Genomic DNA, 22,048 nt, shown 5'->3' with positions numbered 1-22,048 from the left:
CTCCGATGACGCTGGTGCCCTATGCTGGATCGAGCGCTCCGGCGAGCGCTTCAGTCGCGGAGCTCCGGCCGCGTCCGAAATCGTATGTTTCCCGTATCTGGCGGCATGGCCCGAATGACGGCGTGCCGCTGTTCCGGATCGATGCTGCGATTGATCCGGCGACGATAGAGGATCGCGCGCTCAGCGCTGCGCTCGCGCCATTCGCCGCGCAACTGCAGGATCTGTCGATCTATGTACTGCACGCCGAGGAAGTGAAACCGTTGGCGCCGTGGGCCGTCGGGCGTCTGGATGTGGACGAAAAGAGCGCCCACGTCTTTCTGCACGACTACCTTGCCGCTCCCAACGGTATGCTGATGCTCAATCTGTTTCAGGCTCCGGGCGCTGTCGCCGATATTGTCATGGGGGTTGCGCCTATGGTGGTCGAGCCGCGACGCATCCATTTTGCCATCACCGATTACGACATCGGCATACGGGCCTCGATCGGCTGACAGCGGCCGGTGGCGAAATGTAAGCTTCAACAGCGGGCCTGGCCTGACGCATGTGCCCATGCGGGATGACAGCACTGCGCCGATCACGTATGAGTGCGGCAAGCCATTTACCGCCAAAAATATCCGGAAAAACCAATGTCTGAGCTGCTGCTTGAGCTGTTCTGTGAAGAGATCCCCGCCCGCTTGCAGGTTCGCGCGGCGGATGATCTGCGCCGGCTCGTGGTCGATGGCCTGAAGGCGCGCGGTCTGGATGTGGGCGCGGCGCGCAGCTACGTGACGCCCCGTCGGATGACACTTGTCATCGCCGACGTGCCGGAGATGTCGCCGGCCATTTCCGATGAGCGCAAGGGGCCGCGCGTCGATGCACCGGAAAAGGCGCTGCAAGGCTTTCTGAAGGCGGCCGGGTTGGCGTCTGTCGATGAAGCGGAAGTCGTCAAGGACGAGAAAAAGGGCGACTACTATGTCGCGCGCATCGAGAAGCCTGGCCGTCCGGCGGCTGAGATCATCGCCGAGGCGCTGCGCGAAACGATCCTGAATTTCCCGTGGCCCAAGGCCATGCGCTTCAACGCCAAACTGGCCGGCGGTGGCGAGCTGCGCTGGATCCGTCCGCTGCACTCCGTCGTACTGCTGCTCGACGGCGCAGTGGTTCCGTTCGAGATCGCAGGCATTGCAAGCGGCAACGTCACGCGCGGCCATCGCTTCATGGGTGGCGAGCCGTTCACGGTCACGGGCTTTGACGATTACGTCGCCAAGCTGCGCGACCGTAAGGTCATCCTTGATTTCGCCGAGCGCGTTGCTGTCATCAACGAAGGTGCCAATGCTCTCGCCAAGGATGCAAAGCTGTCGCTGGTCGAGGATGAAGGGCTAGCCGCGGAGAATGCGGGCCTGACCGAGTGGCCGACGGTGCTGATGGGCACGTTCGACAAGTCGTTTCTAGATGTGCCGGCCGAGTGTCTGACCAGTGCCATGCGCATGCATCAGAAATGCTTCTCGCTGCGTCATGGCAAGAAGCTCGCCAACCGTTTTCTGCTGGTGACGAACCTTGAGGCCGAGGATGGTGGCAAGGTCATCGTCGCGGGTAATGAGAAGGTGATCGCCGCGCGCCTTTCGGATGCGAAGTTCTTCTGGGAGACCGATCTCAAGAAGACGCTGGACGACATGCGCGACGAGCTGAAGGGCATCACCTTCCACGAAAAGCTCGGCACGCAGTTCGAGCGCACTGAGCGCATCAAGGAGCTGGCCGACACCATAGCCGAGGAGCAGGAGCTGTGCGAGGCGGCGTTGGCGCTGCGCGCGGGCGAGCTTTCGAAGGCCGATCTTGTCTCCGGCATGGTGGGTGAGTTCCCCGAATTGCAGGGCCTGATGGGGCGCTATTACGCTGAAGCGGAGCGCATGAATCCTGAGATCGCGCGCGCCATCGAGCTGCATTACAAGCCGAAGGGGCCGACGGATTCTGTGCCGCTGGAAAGCGAGGGCGATGGCGCCGCTGTTGCCGTGGCGCTGGCCGACAAGCTCGACATGCTGGTCGGTTTCTGGACCATCGGTGAAAAGCCGACCGGTTCGGGCGATCCCTATCAGCTTCGCCGCGCGGCGCTGGGCGTGATCCGGCTCGTGCTTGAGAACGATCTGCGCTTGCCGCTGTTGCGCTACACGGTGCCTGCGCTTGCGTTCATGCATGGCAACATCGGCGGACGTAACGCTTCGAAGGAACGCGCCGACATTCAGGAACAGTTGCTTGCTTCGCCGGTGTCGATCGCCACCAAGCTGCAGGTGGTCAGCGAGTTGGGACAGATGAATGCGCCATCGCAGAGCGTTGTCGAGCAGATCGTTTATGAGGCGCACACAAAGGCCGTCGACCTTCTCAGCTTCTTCGCCGACCGGCTGAAAGTTTATCTGCGCGACAAGGGTGCGCGGCACGATCTTATCGACGCGATCTTCTCGCTGCCGGGGCAGGATGATCTGGCGCTGATCGTGAAGCGTGTCGAGGCGTTGAGCGAACTGCTGGCGACGGACGACGGTGTCAATCTGCTGGCGGGCGTCAAGCGCGCGCAGAACATTCTCTCCATCGAGGAGAAGAAGGACAAGACCAGCCACGCGGGCGACTATGACGCTGCGTTGCTGCAGGCGGATGAAGAGAAGGTGCTCGCTGCAGCCATCGACAAGGTGAAGGACGACACCGCGGCGGCACTTGGTGTTGAGAATTTCGCCGGAGCGATGCGTGCACTGGCGGAGCTGCGGGCGCCGGTCGATGCGTTCTTCGACAAGGTGACAGTGAACGCCGACGATCCGGCGCTGCGCCAGAACCGGCTGCATCTGCTGTCGCAGATCCGCGCTGCAACTCTGAACGTCGCCGACTTCAGCAAGATTGGTTCTTGATTTGCTGCGCCTTGCGACTCCGCTACGCGGAGCCGGCCGGCAGACGCGAGAACGTGCGCTGACGAAACGCTAACCGGGTTGTGTTAGACCGGAGCGCATGAGCGCACCCGATACCCGCTATCTGTTTGTCTATGGCACGCTAATGAGTGGCGCACGCACGCGCCTCGGAGCGGCTGAACGTCTGCGTCTCGCCGAGCAGTCCGACAGCCTCGGTCCCGCATCGCTACCGCACGCGAAACTCTATGATCTTGGCCGCTATCCCGGCATCGATTGCACCGGCGGACTGGATGACATCGTGCATGGCGAAGCGGTATTGCTCGCCGACGCTGCAGCAACATTCGCTTGGCTCGATGTCTATGAAGACTGCGCGCCCGTAGGCCAAAGCTCGGAGACAAGCGCCGCGGTGTACGAGCGCGTTGTGCAGCAGGTTCGGCTTGCCGGTGGCGAGACGTTCGATGCGTGGGTTTATGTGTTGTGTCGTGTGCCGAAAGATGCGCGCCGCATCGACAGTGGGCGCTGGAACGACGGCACCGCCTGAGCAGACAGCGCACGCAAGAGCGCAATCATGCAACGTGCAAACTGCATCGCGCTCAGCATCAAATTGAAATGTGATGTATGTTGAGAGCTGGCTCGCGACCCTGCTTGGCCCTCACCTCGCAGGCACAGTTCCCGCTAAAGACTGTGGCGGCCAGCTCCCAGACACCTGTTCATACACCGGCCACGCTTCGACCACTATTAGGGCAGTCGAAAACAATTTTAATGTGCATATCGCGTCGATTTAAGTTGATGCGCAATCGCTGCGTGATTGCAGGGCTTTAGCAGGAACTATGCATTGCACATCGTTTTTTGTGTGCAGCGCGAAGCAAAATAAATTTCTTGCATCAGTTCTAAGCTTGCGCATCGCGCACATTAGATGCGTGCGCAGCGTGATGCAGAACGTGCATCACTCATGCTTCCGCTTCGTCTTCTGCTGCTGCGCTTGCTGTTTCGTAAGCTTCACTCGCAAGCAGCCATTCTTCTTCCGCTTCCGCGAGACGCTTCGCGCACAAGCCGCGCTCAATCGATGCATTCTGTGCAGCTTGCGGATCGCGCGTATAGATTTCCGTGTCTTCGAGCAGCTTGTCGAGGCGCGCTATATCCGCACTTATCTTGTCAACTTTTCGTTCCGCAACCTGCATCGCCTTTTTCAACGGAGCCAATGCTGCGCGTCGATCAGCTGCTGCGCGGCGTTGATCTGCGCGCGCGGCGCGTGGTGCTTCCGTCTTTGCGATTGCAGCGGCTTTCGCGCGCACACTTGCACCGCGTTCTGCGAGCAGATCAGCGCGATAGGAATCCATATCGCCGTCATAGGATTTGACCGTGCCACCGCGCACGATCCAAAGCCGGTCGGCGCACGCTTCAATCAGATGGCGATCATGGCTGATGAGGATCACCGCGCCTTCAAACTCTGCCAGCGCCTGCACCAACGCCTGCCGACTGTCGATGTCGAGATGGTTCGTCGGCTCGTCGAGTATGAGAAGATGCGGCGCATGAAACGCAGCAAGCGCCAGCAGCAGACGCGCCTTCTCGCCGCCGGAAAGGTTATCGCATTTGGTATCGGCCTTGTCGGCCGAGAACCCATAGGTGCCGAGGCGCGTGCGGCGCTGCGCTTCGGTCGCGTCGGGCATCAGATCGTGGATGTGGTCGTAAGGCGATTTGCCGGATGCAAGCTCGTCAAGCTGATGCTGTGCGAAGTAGCCCACGTCGACTTTCTTGGCGCCGGCCACGTTGCCCGTCAGCGGCGCCAGTTTGCCGGCGATGAGCTTTGCAAACGTCGATTTGCCGTTGCCGTTCTGGCCTAGCAGCGCGATGCGGTCATCCTGATCGATACGCAGGTTCAGGCCGGTCAGCACCGGAGTGTCGGGCGCGTATCCGATCGAGACATTTTCAAATCGCATCAGCGGTGATGCCAGCGCCTTCTGCGGGTTGGGCAAGTGGAATGGGCTCACCCGGTCATCGAGTTGCGCGGCGATCGGTTTCATCTTGGCCAGCGCCTTGACGCGGCTCTGTGCCTGCTTGGCCTTGGTGGCCTTGGCCTTGAAGCGATCGATAAACGCCTGGATGCGTCGGCGCTCGTCGTCCTGCTTTTTCTTCAGCTTCAGTTCGAGCTGTTGCTTCTCGCGCCGTGTGTCCTCGAAATCGTCATAGCCACCGGAATAGAAAACCAGCCTGCCGCGGTCGAGATGCAGGATCGCCGTTACTGCCCGATTGAGCAGGTCGCGATCGTGACTGACGATGATGACCGTGTGCGGATAGCTGCGCAGATAGTTCTCAAGCCACAGTGCGCCTTCGAGATCGAGGTAGTTCGTCGGCTCGTCGAGCAGCAGTATTTCCGGTTCGAGAAACAGTACTGCCGCCAACGCAACACGCATGCGCCAGCCGCCAGACAGCGATCCGCATGGGCGCTGCCGTGCATCCTCATCGAAGCCGAGGCCGGAAAGAATTTGTGCCGCGCGGGCGGGCGCCGAATGGGCGTTGATGTCGGCCAGGCGTTCGTGAATCTCGCCGATGCGGTGCGGGTCGGTTGCCGTTTCGGCTTCGGCCAGCAGTTGCGCGCGTTCGGTATCGGCGGCCAGAACCCAGTCGACAATGGATTCCTTGCCGCCAGGCGCTTCCTGCGCGACATGGCCGATCCGGGCCGTGCGCGGCATTGTGATCGTGCCCATGTCCGGAGCAAGTTCGCCGGAGAGGATCTTCAGCAGTGTGGTTTTGCCCGCACCGTTGCGGCCGACCAGGCCAACCTTGTGGCCGGTGGGAATGGCGGCGGTTGCGCCCTCGAATATCGGGCGTCCCTCGATGCGATAGCTCAGGTCATTGATGTGCAGCATGACGTCAGCACATAGCTGCTTGCAGGCACGCTGTCACCGGCCGCGATGGTGGGCCCGCGAGGGGGGGGCATTTCAACTTCCCCTCAAAGCCAACGGGCAGGCCGCGTTTTGCAGCCTGCCCGATACTTGCATCGTTAAGCTTGAACCGACGGGACGTCGATCAGCCGGAAACCACGGGCTTCAGGGTTTCGACCAGCAGCCGTTCCTGAACTGCCGCGTCGGGCACGGACAGATGCGCCAGGAACCAGTCCTGCACCATCTGGCAGACCCGCTGCGGCGGCTCCTTGCCCAGCAGCGAAGGATTGGAGAACACCTGCAGGTCGTTGGGCTGCCAGCCCAGCTTGGTCAGCTCCTGCACCAGCACGTCGTAGTCTTCCTTGACGGCCTTGTCGTGCGCGGTCGGCGAGCGGCGGCCATCGGCAATCGCCTCGAAGATGGAGGCAACCTGCGCCTGCACCGGCGCGCCCGCCTCCGGCGACTGCAACACTTCCAGCACTGCAGCCGATGTTTCACCCTGCGATATGAAGCTGTAGCAGGCGTCCATGCTCTTTTCGGACAGTGCCTTCAGGTTCTGCAGGAATGCCGTTGCAACCTGCTTCAGATGCGGCGTGCTTGAGGCCAGAGCATCGTTGGCGTGTTCGCGACGCAACGCCACCAGCGATTCAGCGAAGAACTGATCGATCTCGGCTTCGGTCTTGTTCTCGGCCTTCAGATTGGCGGCTTCATTGAGCTTCTGCGCATACCAGTCAGGGAACTCGCGCTTCACGACAACCCAGGCGGCCAACTGTCCGATTTTTGCGTCGAGTTCCTGCGCGCTGGCGTTCAGCTCAGCAGCGGGTGCTGCGTTCTGGGCCGACAGCGGAGTGTCTGGAGTTGAGGCGTCCGGTGCGTGGACTGTTGGAACTTCGCCATCTGCGGAAGAGATGCTGTCCTGCAGTGAGCTGACGGCGCCGCTATGCCAGAAGTACCAGCCACCGCCGCCGAGCAGCGCAATCAAGGTCAGCGCGCCGACGATGCGGCGCAGATTGGAGCCGCGTCCTTCGTCGAAGCCATCCGTTGTCCGGATGCGTTCAGGGTCGAACGATGGCTGGCTGTCGCCACCATAGGATTCGCCCATGCCGCCCTGGTGGCCACCAGCGCCGCCGTAGTTCTGCGCATGCTGAGATGGACCCGATTCGGGCCAGCGTGCAGCCGGGGCAGCAGGCGCGGCCGGTGGAGGTGGCGGCGCCGCATCGGGCTGCGGAAATGGAAACACTGCCGGCGCTGGTCGCCAGTCGGCAAACCCTGCGCGCCAGATAAGATCGGTGGGCTTCAGGTGTCCCTGCGCCACGAAGGTGCGCATCTCCGCATCGGAGAGAGGACCGTGCTGTTTGCCCTCACGGGCGATATACCACTGAATATCAGCCTGCTGGCCAGTCATATAGAGGTCTCATGTCGTTGTAGGGCGACGAACCGGAATTGGGATGGCATAGCCGTAAGACTGGCCGTTTTGCGTGGCGCCAATGTGGTTCTCCGTGCCGTCACTCGTCAATTGGCCGCACTATCGCATGTGTAGATAGTCCACCGTACGCACTTGTTTTCTTGCTGCGCCTACGTTGCCCCGCTATGAAGGCGCGGAAATCCATACAATTCCTATCCGAGATTCAGAGATCTAGGTATGACCATCGAGAGAACTTTCTCCATTATCAAACCGGATGCAACCGCACGCAACCTCACCGGCGCAATCAATACCCTGATTGAGAACGCTGGCCTGCGTATTGTTGCACAGAAGCGCGTGCGCTGGACCAAGACCCAGGCCCGCGAATTCTATGCCGAGCACAAGGCGCGTCCTTTTTTCGCTGAGCTTGTCGAGACCATGACGTCCGGTCCGATCGTTGTTCAGGTGCTTGAGGGCGAAGATGCGATCGCGAGCTATCGTGCTCTGATGGGCGCGACTGACCCGGCAGAAGCAAAGCGCGGCACGCTGCGCAAGCGTTTCGCTGAATCCAAGGGCCAGAACTCGGTTCACGGTTCGGACAGCGCCGCTTCGGCCAAGCGCGAAATTGCGCTGAACTTCACGACCAAGGAAATCGTGGGCTGATCTTCCAGTCCACCTGAGCGCCGCCCTTAACCGGGCGTGCGCTTTCGGTGGTGAGCCGTGTCCAGAACCCGCTCACCACATCTAAAGAATGCGCTCTTCCAGAGCCGCTCGCCCCAAATACTCCCACCTCCCTCACTCTGCATCGCCAACCCTGCGGACATGCGCCCCCGGCGTAGTGCCGGCTGCTGGGCGATGGCGTTCACCATTTTCGCGCGCCGTAGCGGCCGGGTTCGGGCATACTGTCCGACGGTTTCTACTTGCGGGGCTGGGACTGGGGGGCGAGGGGATGTCGCGCGTCAGGCTTTATGTTGCCACCAGCATCGATGGCTTCATCGCTGATCGCGACGGCAGCGTGGACTGGCTCGCGCCCTTTGATGCCCGCCAATACGGCTACGGCAATTTCATTTCGCAGATTGGCGCGCTCATCATGGGGCGGCGCACCTTTGACGCTATCGACGCACTTGGCGATGGATGGCCGTATGCGGGCAAGCATGTCTTCGTACTGTCGTCCACATCGCCCGGAGATGTTCCGAACGGCGTCGCCATCGTGCCGCGCGGGCTGGAGGCTGCGCTCGAACGGGCGCGCCACGCGGTTTTGAGCACGTCTCATAAGGATATCTGGATCGTCGGCGGAGCCGTTACGGCGCAATCGGCGCTTGAAGCAGGTGTCGTCGATCTGATCGAAGTGTTTCTGGTGCCGGTGCTGCTGGGCTCGGGATTGAACCTGCTCAACGATTTGCGCGCCCACCAGAACCTTACGCTGGAAGGTGCTGAGACCTATCCCGATGGCGTGGTGCGGCTGCAGTATTTGGTTCAGCGCTAGTGGATGCCCGGCTGCCGAGGCCGGGATGGGAGGCTGCAGGCCAGCGTTTGGGGATCCTTAGCGCCGGTTCTTGAGCGACATGATGTAGGCCGCGACGTTGTTCACCTCCTCGCGCGAGAGGTTGGTGTTCGGCATCGGCGGATGCGGAATGAGGATGGCGCCAACAACAGTATCGGCGGTCTGCCCGGGGCGATTGGCGATGGTCTGAAACGCCGGAATGTCCGCTGATACAGTGGAGTTCGGCGGGTTCGGCATCACGATGTGGCAACCGACGCAGAGCTTCTCAGCGACCTGACGGCCTGCTTTGACGTTGGGCGGCATCTGGGCAGAGGCCGGCGCAAGCGAGGCGGCTGCGATAACGGATGCGGTTGCGAGCATCAGACAGATCGAACGGCTGGATGGCATCAGCGGCATCGGCGGTCTCCATGGCACCCGCAGAGTAGAACCGATAAAAAGTATACCGACTTTGCGCGTGGTCAACGGCGTGCAATTTTTCAAACAGCGCATTTGCGGATGAGATCTGGCGGTGGAGCAGCTTTATAAAAATTATTGGGCCGATGAGACGTGCCTTAGTTCAGCACTGCAGGTGATGGGCCTTTCCGCGTTGATTTTCGCCGCTGTGCTGGGCCTGCTCGGGGTGCTGAGCTGGCTCATGGTGCGGCGTCAGACGGAGGCGGAGCGGCGTGCAACGGTGCGCGTGCTGCAGCTGGTGGCGGCTGGAACGATACCATTGCTACTGGCGGCTGCCGCCTACGCCACCTTCTTCACCACGTCGCTACGCAGCATCCATATCGCGGATGGTGGCTTCATTGTCCGCATGTGCCAGGGGCCGCGTGAAGTGGCGCTGGATCTTGCTTCGATCGATGTCACGGGCATCGATTACCGCTGGCGCCGGGCGGGCGGCAAAAGCAATGAACCGGTCGATGAGATGGTGATCTCGCGCATCGGTGGCGAGCCAATTGTGATGCCGCTGTCGACCGATCCGCAGGCGCTGAACTTTCCGTTGCTGAAGAAGGCCGTGCCGCACCGGGTTATTGCGCAGTGGATCGCGGAGCGCCGCAAGCGCGGATGGAACATCCCGCCCGAACTCGCCGCAATCGAATAGAAGCTGGTTCCCACGCGCTCGGCCGCCTGCGCCTTGCGGCCAGCTCCGCGCAGCGGAGTCGCAAGGCGCCACAAAAAAGCTCGGCGGCCGGCTCCCTGAAAGGGCGCCCCGGGACGCAACCAAGAAACTTCTCGCGTCTGGCGGCCGGCTGCTCGTAAGAGCAGTCGCCAGACGCAACTAAAACTGCTCGGCGGCCGGCTCCCCGAAAGGGGAGTCGCCGAGCAGAATTATCAAGACAATTCTCTGATCTTGAAGTGCAGGCCGCCCTTTGGCGTCAGCGTCACGGTGGCGTTGATGCCAGCGGGATCGGAGCCAACGTATTCCGGACGGAAGCGGCGCAGCAACAGCGAAAGCGCCAGCGTGTTCTCGACCTGGCTCATGGCGCCGCCGATGCACGAACGCTTGCCACCGCCAAACGGCAGGTAGGAATACTTGACCTGCTTCTTGGCGGCACCCGCCATCCAGCGTTCGGGGCGGAACTCTTCCGGGGCTTCCCAGAAGCGCGGATTGTGATGCGCGCCATAGGAGAAGATGACGACGCGGTCGCCGGGACGAATAGCCTTGCCAGCGATCTCGTCGTGCTCGGTGGCAACGCGGATGAGGCCCCAGACCGGCGGATAGAGACGCATCGTCTCCTGAATGATGGCGCGGGTGTAGGCCAGCGCCGAATAATCGGCGGCGGTCGGCTCGCGATCACCATAGACGGCTTCGCCTTCCTTGCGGATGCGCTCGGCAGCTTCGGGATTGCGGGCAGTTTCATACAGCGCCCAGGCCAGCGTCAGTGCGGTCGTCTCGGTGCCGGCCCACAGATACTGCTTGATCTCGTCAATCGCCTGCTGCTGGTCGAACTCCGGCATGTTGGGATCGGCAACGGCTGCTTCGATCATCTTCAGCAGCGTGCGCTCACGTTCCTCACGCGGGTTGGCGGCCATGACGAGCGGGGGAACCGAAGCCCATGCTTCCATGGCCTTCGCGGGATCTTCCTCCGAGACCTCAAAGAGCTCACCGGCCTGCTTCTTGAGGCGGATCTCCTTGTGGTTCATCACGTCGGTGTAGGTCTTCACGCACTTGAAAACGAAGTGCGGATTGAACGGCATGTCGCGATCGAACAGCGCCTTGCAGATCATGTCGGCGGCCAGCGTCCAGGTCTGCTCGACCATCTCGACGCTTTCGCCCGACTTCGCGATGTCGGACCAGATGTCCATCTTGGTGCGGATCGCGGCCAGGAAGTACGGGATGTATTCGGCGAACATATCCGGGTGGAACGCCGGCTGTTGCGGCATCCGGATCTTCTGCCAGAGCGCGCCGTCGTTGGTGATCATCGACTTGCCGAAGATCGGCTTCAGGCCGTCGAAATACTTAATGTAGGAATCGGCCTTGTTGACGAGCACATATTTAAAGTGCTCCGGCTCGGACAGCAGCACGATGCGCTGATTGGCAAGATTGATAGGAATGACCGGGCCGTAGCGTTCCGCCATCTCCATCAGAAGATGCATCGGGTTATCGCGCTTGCCTTTCAGCAGCGGCGATAGCTGGAACCAGATGCTGGATTCATCGCCTAGCCCCTGAGCGTGGGCTGGCGCTTCCACTTCCGAAGTTGGCGTGGGCTGTTTTGCCGTCGCGGTCATGACGTCTCTCCCGGCGAGAAGGCCGTTGGAAAAGCACTTCTAAGCCTAATCGGGCCAACGGGTTGTAAACTGGGCGCGAGACTAGCCCGCGTATGCTTCTGTCCGGCCAAGCCAGACAGCCCCCTTAAGCCGCAGAATGAGTACCACCCGTTAATCGCAAGTGTCCATGCGACCACGCGTTTCCGCTTCATTTTGGCGCCCGGCCGCTGATCCGCGGCAACGGTTGGCACCTAATCAAGCGGCGGCCAGAACAATGGATCGGCCGGGTTAACTAAGCCTTGATCCGCCTCAACCCGCTCGCCGGAAATGACTGCGCCGCCCGAAGCGAACAGTTTGAGGGCGTGCGGGTAGAGCCGATGCTCAGCAGCTAACACCCTGGCAGCCAAAGATTCTTCCGTATCGCCATCCAGCACCGGCACCGCTGCCTGGGCAACGATCGGCCCAGAGTCCAGCTCCGGTCGAACAACGTGCACAGTGCATCCTGCAACCTTCACCCCGACCGCCAATGCGCGGGCATGTGTATCCAGTCCCTTGAACGAAGGTAGAAGGGAAGGATGGATATTCAACATGGCGTCGCGCCAGCTTTCCACGAAGCCAGCCGTCATTTTGCGCATGAAGCCGGCGCAGACAACGAGCTCAACGCCCGCCCCGCGTAACGCAGCGTCCAACTCGGCCTCGAAGGCTTCGCGGCTGGGAAACAGCTTGTGATCGATGGCGATGGCGGGAATGCCCTCGGCGCGCGCGCGGTCCAGCCCCGCCGCATCCGGCCGGTTGGAAACCACGCAAGCGATCTCAACCGGATAGTCAGGGAGGCGAGCAGCCTCGATCAGCGACACCATATTGGAGCCGCGGCCCGAGATAAGAATGCCTATGCGTTTTTTCGCTGCCATGATTTGGGGTGATCCGCGCGCCGTTGCTGCTGCCTGTGCCTGCAATACATAGGCGCTTCCTTCGCTTCAATGGCTGTCGAGATTGAAAGAGCGGGCTGAAGCTGTCGCCAACGTGAAGGTTAGTTTGTGGCGGTTCATCTCAAAGCGCGTTAAGCTTTTCAGCGTCGATAATAACAACGCCGCAGATCGTCTGCTCCGCAGCGCGCTTTGCCGGGAAGCTGGAGGCCACCAATGTCCGGATGCTCTCATCCCCATCATGCCAACCATTCTCACCAGCATGGACCTCAATGCGGTCACACGGCGGTTCGCCATGGCGACCATGTCGACTATCTGCACGATGGTCATCTGCATCACCCGCATGGCGACCACGTCGATGAGCATGTGATTGAGGTGTCAGAGAAGAACCCGAGCGCCTGCACGCCTGCGCACAAGTGCACCGGGCATGAGCCGGGCCACGTTCACGGTCCCGGATGCGGCCATGAAGCCGTGCCCCACGGTGACCACGTGGATTATCTGGTGGACGGCCATCTGCATCACCCGCACGGTGACCATTGCGATGACCATGGACCGATTGAATTGGTTTCAGCCGGAGAGCGGTAAGCGCCGATAAGCGTTTGCCGGTCCGTCGAATACAAAAGCGGCGCCTGACGTTTCCGTCGGCGCCGTTTTTTATTGCCTGCGAACGTGGCTCGAAGGCAGCGTCTTCTTAATAGGTCAGCGCGCCGGTGTACTGGACGGCCCAGGCGTTGCCGCGCCCCTTGGCTTCCGAACGCTCGCCGCCCGGCGGTATAACTTCGCCGATGCGGGTTGGGTGTTCGCCAGCAGCTTCGAGCGCAGCCGTCACCGCATCAGCATCCGCCGCCGCGACGACAATCACCATGCCGACGCCGCAGTTGAAGGTTTTCAGCATCTCGGCGTCGTCGAGGCGGCCAATATTCGCCATCCAGCCAAATACGGGGGGCACGGAAATGGCGCTGAGGTCGATGCGGGCAGCGACGTTTTCCGGCAGCACGCGGGGTACGTTTTCAGACAGGCCACCGCCGGTAATGTGCGACAGCGCCTTGATCGCACCGTCCTTGGCGCCGCCGGTCGCGCGGATGGCAGCCAGCAGCGGCTTCACATAAATGCGGGTCGGCGCCAGCAAAGCTTCGGCCAATGTCTTGCCCGGAGCGAACGGCGCGGGTGCTTCCCACGAAAGGCCGCTTTCCTTCACCAGGCGGCGCACCAGCGAATAGCCGTTGGAGTGCACGCCCGAGGAACTCAGGCCGATCAGCACGTCGCCCACGGCGATATCGCCACGCGGCAGGATCTGCCCACGCTCGGCCGCGCCGACCGAGAAGCCGGCCAGATCGTAGTCGCCGGGCTGATACATCCCAGGCATCTCGGCGGTTTCGCCGCCGATCAGGGCGCAGCCAGCCTGCTTGCAGCCGTCGGCGATGCCGCCGACGACCGCTTCGGCGGTGTCGACCTCAAGCTTCCCGCAGGCGAAATAATCAAGGAAAAACAGTGGTTCAGCGCCCTGCACGATCAGGTCGTTGACGCACATGGCGACGAGGTCGATGCCGATGGTGCTGTGCAGCCCGGTATCGATGGCGATTTTGAGCTTGGTGCCCACGCCATCGGTGGCTGACACCAGCACGGGATCGTTGAACCCCGCGCCCTTGAGATCGAATAGACCACCGAACCCGCCAAGATCACTATACGCGCCCGCACGCCGGGTTGCGCGGGCCAAAGGCTTGATCCGCTCAACGAGGCGATTTCCCGCGTCGATGTCGACGCCGGCGTCGCGATAGGTGATGGCCGGGTTGCGTTCGCGATCAGGCTCTGTCATTTGACCTTGGAACCCAACTTCTGCCTGTTTGAATGAAAAAGATGGCGCGTCCCTAGCAGCTTATGCAGGTGATGGGCAACTCGCGGTTTCACCGCGCCCTGGACAAAACCCGGGGAATCCGGGGGTAGGAGAATGCGCGTGCGGCTGTTTGGACGGGAATTTTCAGGTTTTCTGGGGCGCTGCCTCGCCGTTACGGCCGCGCTGGTCATGGTTGCCGGAGCGGCCTCCGCAGCCAATGACGGGGTTTTCACCATCGGCAATTATCCCGTCGATGCAACGGCCGAAAACGCTGTAACCGCTAAACAAAAGGCTATGGCGGACGGGCAGGAGGCAGCGCTGAAATCGCTGCTTAAGCGTCTGGTGTCCGTCAACGATTATGGCCGCCTCAAGCGTCTCTCGGGGCTAAAGGCTTCGGATTTTCTCGAGGGCGTTTCGGTCCGGTCGGAGCGCAACTCCAGAACCCGCTATATCGCCAGCCTCGATTTTTCCTTCCGTCCCGAAAGCGTGCGCTCGGTGCTGCAGCAGGAAGGCATCCCCTTCGTCGAGGATCAGGCGCGGGAAATCATCGTGGTCCCGGTGGTGCGCAAGCCGGATGGCTCGCTTGAAAAGGGCACTGCCGCCAAGGTGTGGTCGGACACCTGGAAAAGCCTTGATCTTGAACATTCGCTGACGCCGTTCTCCGTGCAACCGCTTAAGGAGGCGATCCCCGCCGATGCGGTGACGCGCGCAGCCGAAGGCGGCAGCGGCGCGGAGCGGGTGCTGGCGGGCGAATATGGTTCTCCCTACGTCGTGCTCGCTATCGCCGAGCCGGATCAGACCGCGAAGAAGCTGGGCGTGACGCTCGCCGGCATCGATGCCGTCGGCGACATCAGCCTGAAGCGCAGCTACAAGGTTTTCGACGGCGACATGGCCTACTCGCTGGAGCTGGCGGCGGTCATCGGGCTGGGCGTGCTGGAAGGCCGCTGGAAGGCGCGCAAACTGCCTGCTCGCGGTGGTGGCAGCTCGGTCTATGCAGCGCCGGCCTACGCCACCACGTCGTCCGGCATGGGCACGCCGGTGGCGCTGCGGGCGCAATACGGCAGCCTTGGCGAATGGACCGAGATGCGGCGCCAGCTGCTCAGCCTGCCGGGTGTTGAAAACCTGCAGATCGAGGCCGAGTCGGCACGCGGAGCTGATCTCAGCATGAGTTATCCGGGGGGAGCGGAGGCTCTGTCCAGCGCGCTCTATGGCCGGGGTCTCATGCTGGAAAGCGGTGGAAACCGGCTGATTTTGCGCTCGGGCAATTAGCCGTTATTGAATGACGCCCGCCCCAGGCGCACGCTTGGGCACGGCCCAGCTTTTCTTCGGGCTGGTGCAGCAGATCCGTGCCAGATCAAATACGGCATGACAGAAAATGGCCGTCGCCCGAAACGCGGCGCCGGATGGGAACACGCTTGGACCGCGCTTTAAACCTCCCCAACCTGATTACGCTGATGCGGGTGATCCTCGTGCCGGTGGTCTTCTGGTTGCTGATTACCGACGAAACCCAGATCGCTTTCATGCTGTTCATCGTTGCCGGTGTATCCGACGCGGTAGACGGCTATCTGGCCAAAACCTTTGGCTGGCAGACCGAGCTTGGCGCCTATCTCGATCCGTTGGCCGACAAGCTTTTGATTGTCAGTATTTTTCTGGCGCTGGGCGTCGATGGCAAGCTGCCGCTCTGGCTGGTGGTTGCGGTGGTCTCACGCGATATTCTCATCATCATGGCGGTGATGCTGTCGTGGGTGCTTAGCAATCCCGTGCGCATCAAGCCGCTGGTCGTATCCAAGGCCAACACCGTGGCACAGATCGTGCTGGCGGCCACCGTGCTGGCCGACGAAGGGTTCGGGCTGGGGCTTGGCTGGGCGCGGTTCGCGCTGATCTGGATAACCGGTGCGCTAACCGTCGCGTCGCTGGCTGCCTACCTGCACAGTTGGCTGCAACATATGTCCGGCCACGATATTTCAGGTCAGGACAGCAGCGCCTGAACCGTTCTTGAGCGTTTTGACTGGTCGCATTTTCTTGCGACGAACCGGTGCCCACTTCGTCGGAAAATGCTCTAGCATGGCGGACCATTGATGCAGCCGGGGGGCTTGAAGCATGCGCGTCGAACGTCAGGTGTTGTTCTGGCTCGCTGCGGCCATCGTTCTGATACTGCTGATCGCGCTGTTGCGCGGCGTCATCCTGCCGTTCGTTGCTGGCATCGTGATCGCCTACTTTCTCAATCCGCTGGCGGATCGGCTCACCCAGTGGGGGCTGCCGCGTGGAATAGCAGCAACGCTGATCGTCGCCGCCTTTGCCTGCGTGCTTGTCGCCGCCATCATCTTTCTGGTGCCGCTGCTGGTCAGCCAGGCGCAGCAGTTTGCGGCGGCGTTGCCCGATGAGATTCGCCGCCTGCGCGCCCTGATCGAAACCTGGGCGCGGGAGCAGCTTGGCTCCAGCTATCCGGAATTCGAGGCCGGCATGGATCGCTCCGCGCAGGCGCTGACGGAAAACATGTCCAGCTTTGCGGGCTACATCGCGTCGTCGCTGTGGAGCCAGGGCCGGGCGCTGTTCGATTTCCTCTCGCTGCTGCTGGTGACGCCGCTGGTGGTTTTCTATGTGCTGATCGACTGGCATCCGATGCTGGCAAAGCTCGATTCCTGGCTGCCGCGCGCCCATGCGTCCACCATTCGCAAGCTCGCCAGTGAAGTGAACGGGGCCGTTTCCGCTTTCATTCGCGGCCAAGGCACCGTTTGTCTCGTGCTGGCGGTCTATTATGCGGTGGCGCTGGCCGGCATGGGGCTGCGCTACGGTTTGCTGGTTGGTCTCGTCACCGGTCTGATGAGCTTTGTGCCGTTCGTCGGCTGGGCGCTGGGCCTCATCACCGCGACAACGATCGCGTTCGTGCAGTTCTGGCCGGAGACGGTGCCGATCCTCACCGTGGTGGCGATCTTCGGTTTCGCCCAGGTGCTGGATGCCGGGTTTCTGGGGCCGAAGATCGTTGGCTCCAAGATTGGCCTGCATCCGGTCTGGCTGATCTTCTCGCTGTTTGTGTTCAGCTATCTGTTTGGCTTCGTTGGTGTGTTGGTCGCGGTGCCAATCGCCGCAGCGACGGGTGTGCTGGTGCGTTTTGCGCTGCAGCTTTACCTCGCCAGCCCTGTGTATAGCGGGGTTGATTCCCCGGCCCCACTTGCGGGCAGCGGCGCTATCCCGGCATCTGCACAACAAGCTTCTGTGTCGAAAACAGTTTCGCCGTAATCATCCGCAATCACACGCCGGTATGAACGCCTATCCAAGTCAGCTCGTATTCGATCTTTCGCACCGGCAGGCGCTGGGCGCGGAGGATTTTCTTGTCAGTCGCTCCAACGAGGCTGCGGTCGAAACCATCGATCGCTGGCCCGACTGGCCGCATCCAGCTTCACTGGTTGTTGGGCCGGAGGGGGCGGGAAAAAGCCATCTCGCCAACGTGTGGCGGCTGCGTTCGGGCGCATCTGTCATCGCTGCGGCGGAACTGCACGATGACGCCGTAGCGGCGCTGCCGGACGGCGGAGCAATCGTCGTTGAGGACATCGATCGCGGCATTGCGGATGAAAAGGCATTTTTCCATCTGCTCAATCGCGCTCGCGAAAGCAAACTGGCGGTGCTGATCACGTCGCGGAAAGCGCCGGGCGAGCTGGAATTCAGCGTGCCGGATCTCAGGTCGCGCCTGCGCGCGCTGCCGATGGCTGAGCTGCAACCGCCGGATGAAGCGCTACTGAAGGCTGTGCTTGTAAAGCTGTTCTCCGATCGCCAACTCAACGTCGAGCCGCCGGTTATTGATTACCTGAGCGTTCGGATGGAGCGATCCATGGCTGCGGCAAATGCGATTGTTGCTGCCGTTGATCGTCTGGCGCTTGCGAAGCACCGTAAGGTTACCAGGCCCCTGGCAGCCGAGGTGCTGGTCGGTTTCGGCGAAAGCCATGAGTAATTTCGTTTCCGTTTCGAAGCGTTTCCAGCGTGTCACATTTGTGACGTAGGGTGTCGTGCGGCGGGTGCGCGACGGAGAAGGACTGATATGGCGAGCGCGAGAAACAGGGTGCGCGAGAAGGCTGTTGCAGAGGAACAGACGGATATGTCGCCGCCGGTGGGACCGGATCGGTTCTATAATCGCGAATTGTCGTGGCTGCAGTTCAATCGCCGCGTTTTGGAAGAAGCGCGCAACGAGAACCATCCGTTGCTGGAGCGGCTCCGCTTCCTGTCGATTTCGGCATCGAACCTCGATGAATTTTACATGGTGCGCGTCGCCGGCATTTACGGCCAGGTAGCCGCGCGCGTGCAGACCCTTTCACAGGATGGCGCCACGCCCGGGCAGCAGCTTCGCGCGATCAATCGCTTTGTGGCCGGCCTGGTCGAAGAGAAGCAGGCCATCTGGCGCACGCTCAAGGATGAGATGGCGGCTGCTGGCATCCATATATTGGGCGGGAGCGATCTTACCGCTGCCGACAAGACGTGGCTGCAGCGCCTGTTCCTGACGCATATCTTCCCCATCCTGACGCCGATAGCGGCCGATCCTGCGCATCCGTTTCCGTTCATCCTCAACAAGGGCCTCACCATCGCCGTTGAGATGCAGCGCGAGAGCGATCAGAAGGCGATGAACGGCCTCATCCCCATTCCGGGCCAGCTCGAGCGTTTCATCAGGCTCAGCGCGCAAAGCTCCGATGAAAAGGAACAGCGCTTCATCCGGCTGGAAACGGTGATCGGCCTCTTTATATCGGAGCTGTTCCCCGGTTTTCAGATCAACGCGCATGGCGCTTTCCGCGTGCTGCGCGACAGCGACATCGAAATCCAGGAAGAGGCTGAAGATCTCGTCCGGTCATATGAAACGGCGCTGAAGAAGCGTCGTCGCGGCCATGTGATCCGGCTTGAGCTTGAAGCGGCGATGCCGAACCGGCTGAAGAAGTTCGTCATCGAAGAGCTTGAGGTGGGCGAAGACTCCGTCTTCATCAAGGATGGTGTGCTGGCGCTGGCCGATACATCGCAGCTGATCAACAACGACCGGCCCGATCTGCTTTTCAAGCCGTTCAACGGGCGCTTCCCTGAGCGCATCCGCGAATTCAGCGGCGACTGTTTTGCAGCGATCCGCAAGAAGGATCTGGTGGTTCATCACCCGTATGAATCCTTCGACGTGGTGGTGAAGTTCCTGCGTCAGGCTGTGGCCGATCCCAATGTGATGGCGATCAAGTGGACGCTGTATCGCACCTCGCGTGACAGCCCGATCGTGCAGGCGCTGAAAGAGGCCGTTGAAGCGGGCAAGTCCGTCACCGCTGTCGTCGAGCTCAAGGCGCGTTTCGATGAAGCTGCCAACATTCGCTGGGCGCGCGATCTGGAAAACGCCGGCGTGCATGTCGTCTATGGCTTCATCGAGCTGAAGACGCACGCCAAGCTCGGCATGGTCGTGCGCCGTGAAGGCAGCGAGCTGACCAGCTACTGCCATATCGGCACCGGCAACTATCATCCGCAGACCGCGCGCGTTTACACCGACCTGTCGCTGTTCACGACCGATCCGGCGATCGCCCGCGATGTGACGCGCATCATGAATTTCGTCACCGGCTACGGCGAGCCTGCCGAGCTGGAGGCGATGGCGGCCAGCCCGCATGGCATCCGCCAGCGAATCGTTGCGCACATCCGCGAGGAGATGGAGCACGTGAAGGCGGGTCGCCCCGGCGCCATCTGGATGAAGATGAACGCCCTTGTGGATGGCCCGATCATCGAGGCGCTTTACGAGGCCAGCCAGGCAGGCGTCCAGATTGACCTAATCGTGCGCGGCGTGTGCTGCCTGAAGCCCGGAATTCCTGGCTTTTCGGAAAATATTCGCGTGAAGAGCATCGTCGGGCGCTTCCTGGAACACGCCCGAATTTACTGTTTTGGACGCGGTCGGGGGTTGCCATCCCCGAAGGCCGCCGTCTACATCAGCTCTGCCGACATGATGCCAAGGAATCTCGACCGCCGGGTTGAGGCCATGGTGCCGATCATGAATCCAACCGTGCACGAACAGGTGCTCGATCAGATCATGGTTGCCAACCTCAAGGACAACCAGCAGAGCTGGAGCATAAAGCCGGATGGTTCGTCAGAGCGGATCGGCCCGGCCAAGGGAGAAGAGCCCTTTAACGCGCATCAGTACTTCCTCACCAACCCGTCGTTGTCGGGAAGAGGACAGGCGCTAAAGGAAAACTTCCCTCCCCGCTTTAGTCTGCTCAGCAAAGACTGACGTCTGGAGCAGGTGCAGCTTTGACGAGCTTGGAGCGCCTTTTTGGCACAAATCGCCGTGCTCGCGAGACCGAGCCGGTCGGTGTCGTCGACATCGGATCGAACTCGGTTCGGCTCGTCGTCTATGAGGGTGCGGTGCGCTCTCCCACGCCGGTATGCAACGAAAAGGTGCTATGCGGCCTGGGCCGTTCGATCGCCTCGACCGGCCGTCTCGGAACCGAGGCCGTCGAGCGCACGATTGCGGCGCTCGGTCGGTTCCGCGCCATTGCTCGCTTGCTGGGCGTCAAGCACCTGCACGCCTTCGCCACCGCCGCGGTGCGTGAGGCTGAAGACGGCAAAGACTTCATCACACGGGCCGAAAAAACACTCGGCACATCCATTGAAGTGATCTCCGGCGAGCGTGAGGCTCGGCTGGTGGCGCAAGGTATCATCATGGGGTTCACCAACCCCGATGGTATTGCCGGCGACCTCGGCGGCGGTAGCCTCGAGCTGATCGATATCTCGGCTGAAGAGCTCAAACACGCGTCCACGCTGCCGATTGGTGGCTTGCGGCTGATCGATGCGACCGGCAACAAGATCGAGAAAGCCCAGCCGCTGATCGATGCCGCAATCGCCGAGGTTCCGTGGCTGGCGGTTGGTGCGGGCCGTACCTTCTTCCCCGTGGGCGGAAGCTGGCGCGCCATTGCCCGCCTGCACATGGAGCAGACGCGTTATCCGCTGCACGTCACGCACGGCTATTCCATCCCCACTGCCGAAGCGATCGCGTTCTGTGAGTTTCTGCGCAAAACCAAAAAGCTGACTGGTCTGGCCGGTTTCAGCCTGCTGCCGAAGATCCGGCGGGAAGTGTTGCCGTTCGCAGCGTTTGCCCTGGAGCGGCTGCTGCGCACGCTTAATCCCAGCGAAGTGATGTTTTCTGCCTTCGGCGTGCGCGAAGGCCTGATTTATTCGCTGCTGCCAGCACATGAGCGCCAGCTCGATCCGCTGCTGTCGTTCTGCGCCGAATACGCCGGGCTGCGCTCGCGTTCGGTGGAGCAGGCGTGGGAGCTGTGCAAGTGGACCGATCCGCTGTTCGATCCGCCCGGTCCCAAGGAAACGCCGGAGGAGCGACGCCTGCGCTATGCCGCGTGCCTGATCTCGGACATCGCCTGGCGCGAGCATCCCGATTATCGCGGCGAGCAAAGCCTCAATCTGCTTGCGCACGCCGGCCTCTCGGGCATCGATCATCAGGGCCGCGTATTCATGGCGCTGGCGATTTTCTTCCGCCATGTCGGCGCCAGCCAGGAACACGCTGCCGATCTGTCGGAGCGGCTCAAGGCGCTGGCCAGCAAGCGCTCATTGAAGCGTGCGCGCATCGTGGCGGCGGCGATCCGCACCGCCCATACGCTGTCGATTGGCACGCCGGGCGTTATAGATAAGACATCGCTGGCCTATGAGGGCGACAAGCTGGTGCTAACGATTCCGAAATCCTATGCCGCTCTTGATGGCGAGCGGCTGCGGCGGCGATTTGAGATTCTGGCCCAGCTCGTTGAGAAACAGCCCGAAATCCGCTTAAAGTGACGCGGCGGCCTGATCGGGGTGCTATCTGGAGCCCGGGTTCGGGGGCCAGATCGGGCTTGCGGGCTCGCCCGGGCGGCAATTCTCCGCACGCAAAGACGGCGCTTTGAAGTGGGCAACGCTTGCCTGCGGCCTGCCGCCGCCATATTTCCTGCTAAAC

At 61.6% G+C, this 22,048-nt stretch carries 19 protein-coding genes; 12 read left to right on the top strand and 7 right to left on the bottom strand.

The window, feature by feature from the left end; translation table 11 throughout:
- Positions 1 to 5 precede the first annotated feature (5 nt).
- The 3 genes from C6Y62_RS01915 to C6Y62_RS01905 all read left to right on the top strand — a co-directional run bounded on the left by C6Y62_RS01915 (position 6) and on the right by C6Y62_RS01905 (position 3,402).
- Positions 6 to 488 (top strand): hypothetical protein, encoded by a 483-nt coding sequence (locus C6Y62_RS01915; RefSeq protein ID WP_173952571.1) that lies wholly within the window; start codon positions 6 to 8, stop codon positions 486 to 488.
- A gap of 135 nt (positions 489 to 623) precedes the next feature.
- Positions 624 to 2,864 carry a glycine--tRNA ligase subunit beta gene (gene glyS / locus C6Y62_RS01910; RefSeq protein ID WP_173952570.1) on the top strand — a complete coding sequence of 747 codons (2,241 nt, stop codon included), beginning with the start codon at positions 624 to 626 and terminating at the stop codon, positions 2,862 to 2,864.
- A 97-nt stretch (positions 2,865 to 2,961) separates the two neighbouring features.
- Positions 2,962 to 3,402, top strand: a complete 441-nt coding sequence (locus tag C6Y62_RS01905; protein ID WP_173952569.1) for a gamma-glutamylcyclotransferase family protein — start codon at positions 2,962 to 2,964, stop codon at positions 3,400 to 3,402.
- Positions 3,403 to 3,811: 409 nt separating this feature from the next.
- Here C6Y62_RS01905 and C6Y62_RS01900 read toward each other — a convergent pair whose 3' ends face one another.
- Together C6Y62_RS01900 and C6Y62_RS01895 are read right to left on the bottom strand one after the other, a co-directional pair.
- Positions 3,812 to 5,731: an ABC-F family ATP-binding cassette domain-containing protein gene (locus C6Y62_RS01900; RefSeq protein WP_173952568.1), complete on the bottom strand. Its 1,920-nt coding sequence runs from the start codon at positions 5,729 to 5,731 to the stop codon at positions 3,812 to 3,814.
- 160 nt (positions 5,732 to 5,891) lie between these two features.
- Positions 5,892 to 7,151, bottom strand: coding sequence for a DUF4339 domain-containing protein (locus C6Y62_RS01895; protein WP_173952567.1), 1,260 nt, complete (start codon positions 7,149 to 7,151; stop codon positions 5,892 to 5,894).
- Positions 7,152 to 7,388: 237 nt separating this feature from the next.
- Here C6Y62_RS01895 and ndk point away from each other — a divergent pair, with 237 nt between their 5' ends.
- Together ndk and C6Y62_RS01885 are read left to right on the top strand one after the other, a co-directional pair.
- Positions 7,389 to 7,811 carry a nucleoside-diphosphate kinase gene (gene ndk, locus C6Y62_RS01890; protein ID WP_068460818.1) on the top strand — a complete coding sequence of 141 codons (423 nt, stop codon included), beginning with the start codon at positions 7,389 to 7,391 and terminating at the stop codon, positions 7,809 to 7,811.
- 286 nt (positions 7,812 to 8,097) lie between these two features.
- Positions 8,098 to 8,634: a dihydrofolate reductase family protein gene (locus tag C6Y62_RS01885; RefSeq protein ID WP_068460817.1), complete on the top strand. Its 537-nt coding sequence runs from the start codon at positions 8,098 to 8,100 to the stop codon at positions 8,632 to 8,634.
- A 57-nt stretch (positions 8,635 to 8,691) separates the two neighbouring features.
- On the opposite strand, the gene C6Y62_RS01880 is transcribed toward C6Y62_RS01885, so the two are convergent.
- Positions 8,692 to 9,048, bottom strand: a complete 357-nt coding sequence (locus C6Y62_RS01880) for a c-type cytochrome (protein WP_173952566.1) — start codon at positions 9,046 to 9,048, stop codon at positions 8,692 to 8,694.
- Positions 9,049 to 9,160: 112 nt separating this feature from the next.
- On the opposite strand from C6Y62_RS01880, the gene C6Y62_RS01875 reads away from it, so the two are divergent.
- Positions 9,161 to 9,739 (top strand): hypothetical protein, encoded by a 579-nt coding sequence (locus tag C6Y62_RS01875; RefSeq protein WP_173952565.1) that lies wholly within the window; start codon positions 9,161 to 9,163, stop codon positions 9,737 to 9,739.
- A gap of 230 nt (positions 9,740 to 9,969) precedes the next feature.
- Here C6Y62_RS01875 and C6Y62_RS01870 read toward each other — a convergent pair whose 3' ends face one another.
- The 4 genes from C6Y62_RS01870 to purM form a co-directional block, all read right to left on the bottom strand.
- Positions 9,970 to 11,367 (bottom strand): cytochrome P450, encoded by a 1,398-nt coding sequence (locus tag C6Y62_RS01870; protein ID WP_173952564.1) that lies wholly within the window; start codon positions 11,365 to 11,367, stop codon positions 9,970 to 9,972.
- Between the two features lie 230 nt (positions 11,368 to 11,597).
- Positions 11,598 to 12,257 carry a phosphoribosylglycinamide formyltransferase gene (gene purN / locus C6Y62_RS01865; RefSeq protein ID WP_173952563.1) on the bottom strand — a complete coding sequence of 220 codons (660 nt, stop codon included), beginning with the start codon at positions 12,255 to 12,257 and terminating at the stop codon, positions 11,598 to 11,600.
- 66 nt (positions 12,258 to 12,323) lie between these two features.
- Positions 12,324 to 12,638 (bottom strand): hypothetical protein, encoded by a 315-nt coding sequence (locus C6Y62_RS01860; RefSeq protein WP_173952562.1) that lies wholly within the window; start codon positions 12,636 to 12,638, stop codon positions 12,324 to 12,326.
- A gap of 325 nt (positions 12,639 to 12,963) precedes the next feature.
- Positions 12,964 to 14,088, bottom strand: a complete 1,125-nt coding sequence (gene purM, locus C6Y62_RS01855) for a phosphoribosylformylglycinamidine cyclo-ligase (RefSeq protein ID WP_173952561.1) — start codon at positions 14,086 to 14,088, stop codon at positions 12,964 to 12,966.
- 138 nt (positions 14,089 to 14,226) lie between these two features.
- Between purM and C6Y62_RS01850 the strand changes: the two genes are divergently transcribed.
- The 6 genes from C6Y62_RS01850 to C6Y62_RS01825 all read left to right on the top strand — a co-directional run bounded on the left by C6Y62_RS01850 (position 14,227) and on the right by C6Y62_RS01825 (position 21,891).
- On the top strand, positions 14,227 to 15,375 hold the full coding sequence (locus C6Y62_RS01850) for a DUF2066 domain-containing protein (protein ID WP_173952560.1): 1,149 nt from the start codon (positions 14,227 to 14,229) through the stop codon (positions 15,373 to 15,375).
- Between the two features lie 134 nt (positions 15,376 to 15,509).
- Positions 15,510 to 16,094 (top strand): CDP-alcohol phosphatidyltransferase family protein, encoded by a 585-nt coding sequence (locus C6Y62_RS01845; protein WP_173952559.1) that lies wholly within the window; start codon positions 15,510 to 15,512, stop codon positions 16,092 to 16,094.
- 112 nt (positions 16,095 to 16,206) lie between these two features.
- The gene (locus C6Y62_RS01840; RefSeq protein ID WP_173952558.1) at positions 16,207 to 17,346 is read left to right on the top strand and encodes an AI-2E family transporter; all 1,140 of its coding nucleotides are present in this window, start codon (positions 16,207 to 16,209) and stop codon (positions 17,344 to 17,346) included.
- A 22-nt stretch (positions 17,347 to 17,368) separates the two neighbouring features.
- Positions 17,369 to 18,055: an HdaA/DnaA family protein gene (locus tag C6Y62_RS01835; protein ID WP_068460766.1), complete on the top strand. Its 687-nt coding sequence runs from the start codon at positions 17,369 to 17,371 to the stop codon at positions 18,053 to 18,055.
- A gap of 87 nt (positions 18,056 to 18,142) precedes the next feature.
- Positions 18,143 to 20,335, top strand: coding sequence for an RNA degradosome polyphosphate kinase (locus C6Y62_RS01830; RefSeq protein WP_173952557.1), 2,193 nt, complete (start codon positions 18,143 to 18,145; stop codon positions 20,333 to 20,335).
- A gap of 20 nt (positions 20,336 to 20,355) precedes the next feature.
- Positions 20,356 to 21,891: a Ppx/GppA phosphatase family protein gene (locus C6Y62_RS01825; protein ID WP_246274227.1), complete on the top strand. Its 1,536-nt coding sequence runs from the start codon at positions 20,356 to 20,358 to the stop codon at positions 21,889 to 21,891.
- The last annotated feature ends 157 nt before the right edge of the window (positions 21,892 to 22,048 follow it).

It is taken from the genome of Hyphomicrobium sulfonivorans (assembly GCF_013306565.1).
Taxonomy (GTDB): Bacteria; Pseudomonadota; Alphaproteobacteria; order Rhizobiales; family Hyphomicrobiaceae; genus Hyphomicrobium_A; species Hyphomicrobium_A sulfonivorans.
This window is presented reverse-complemented; position numbering and strand designations above follow the sequence as displayed.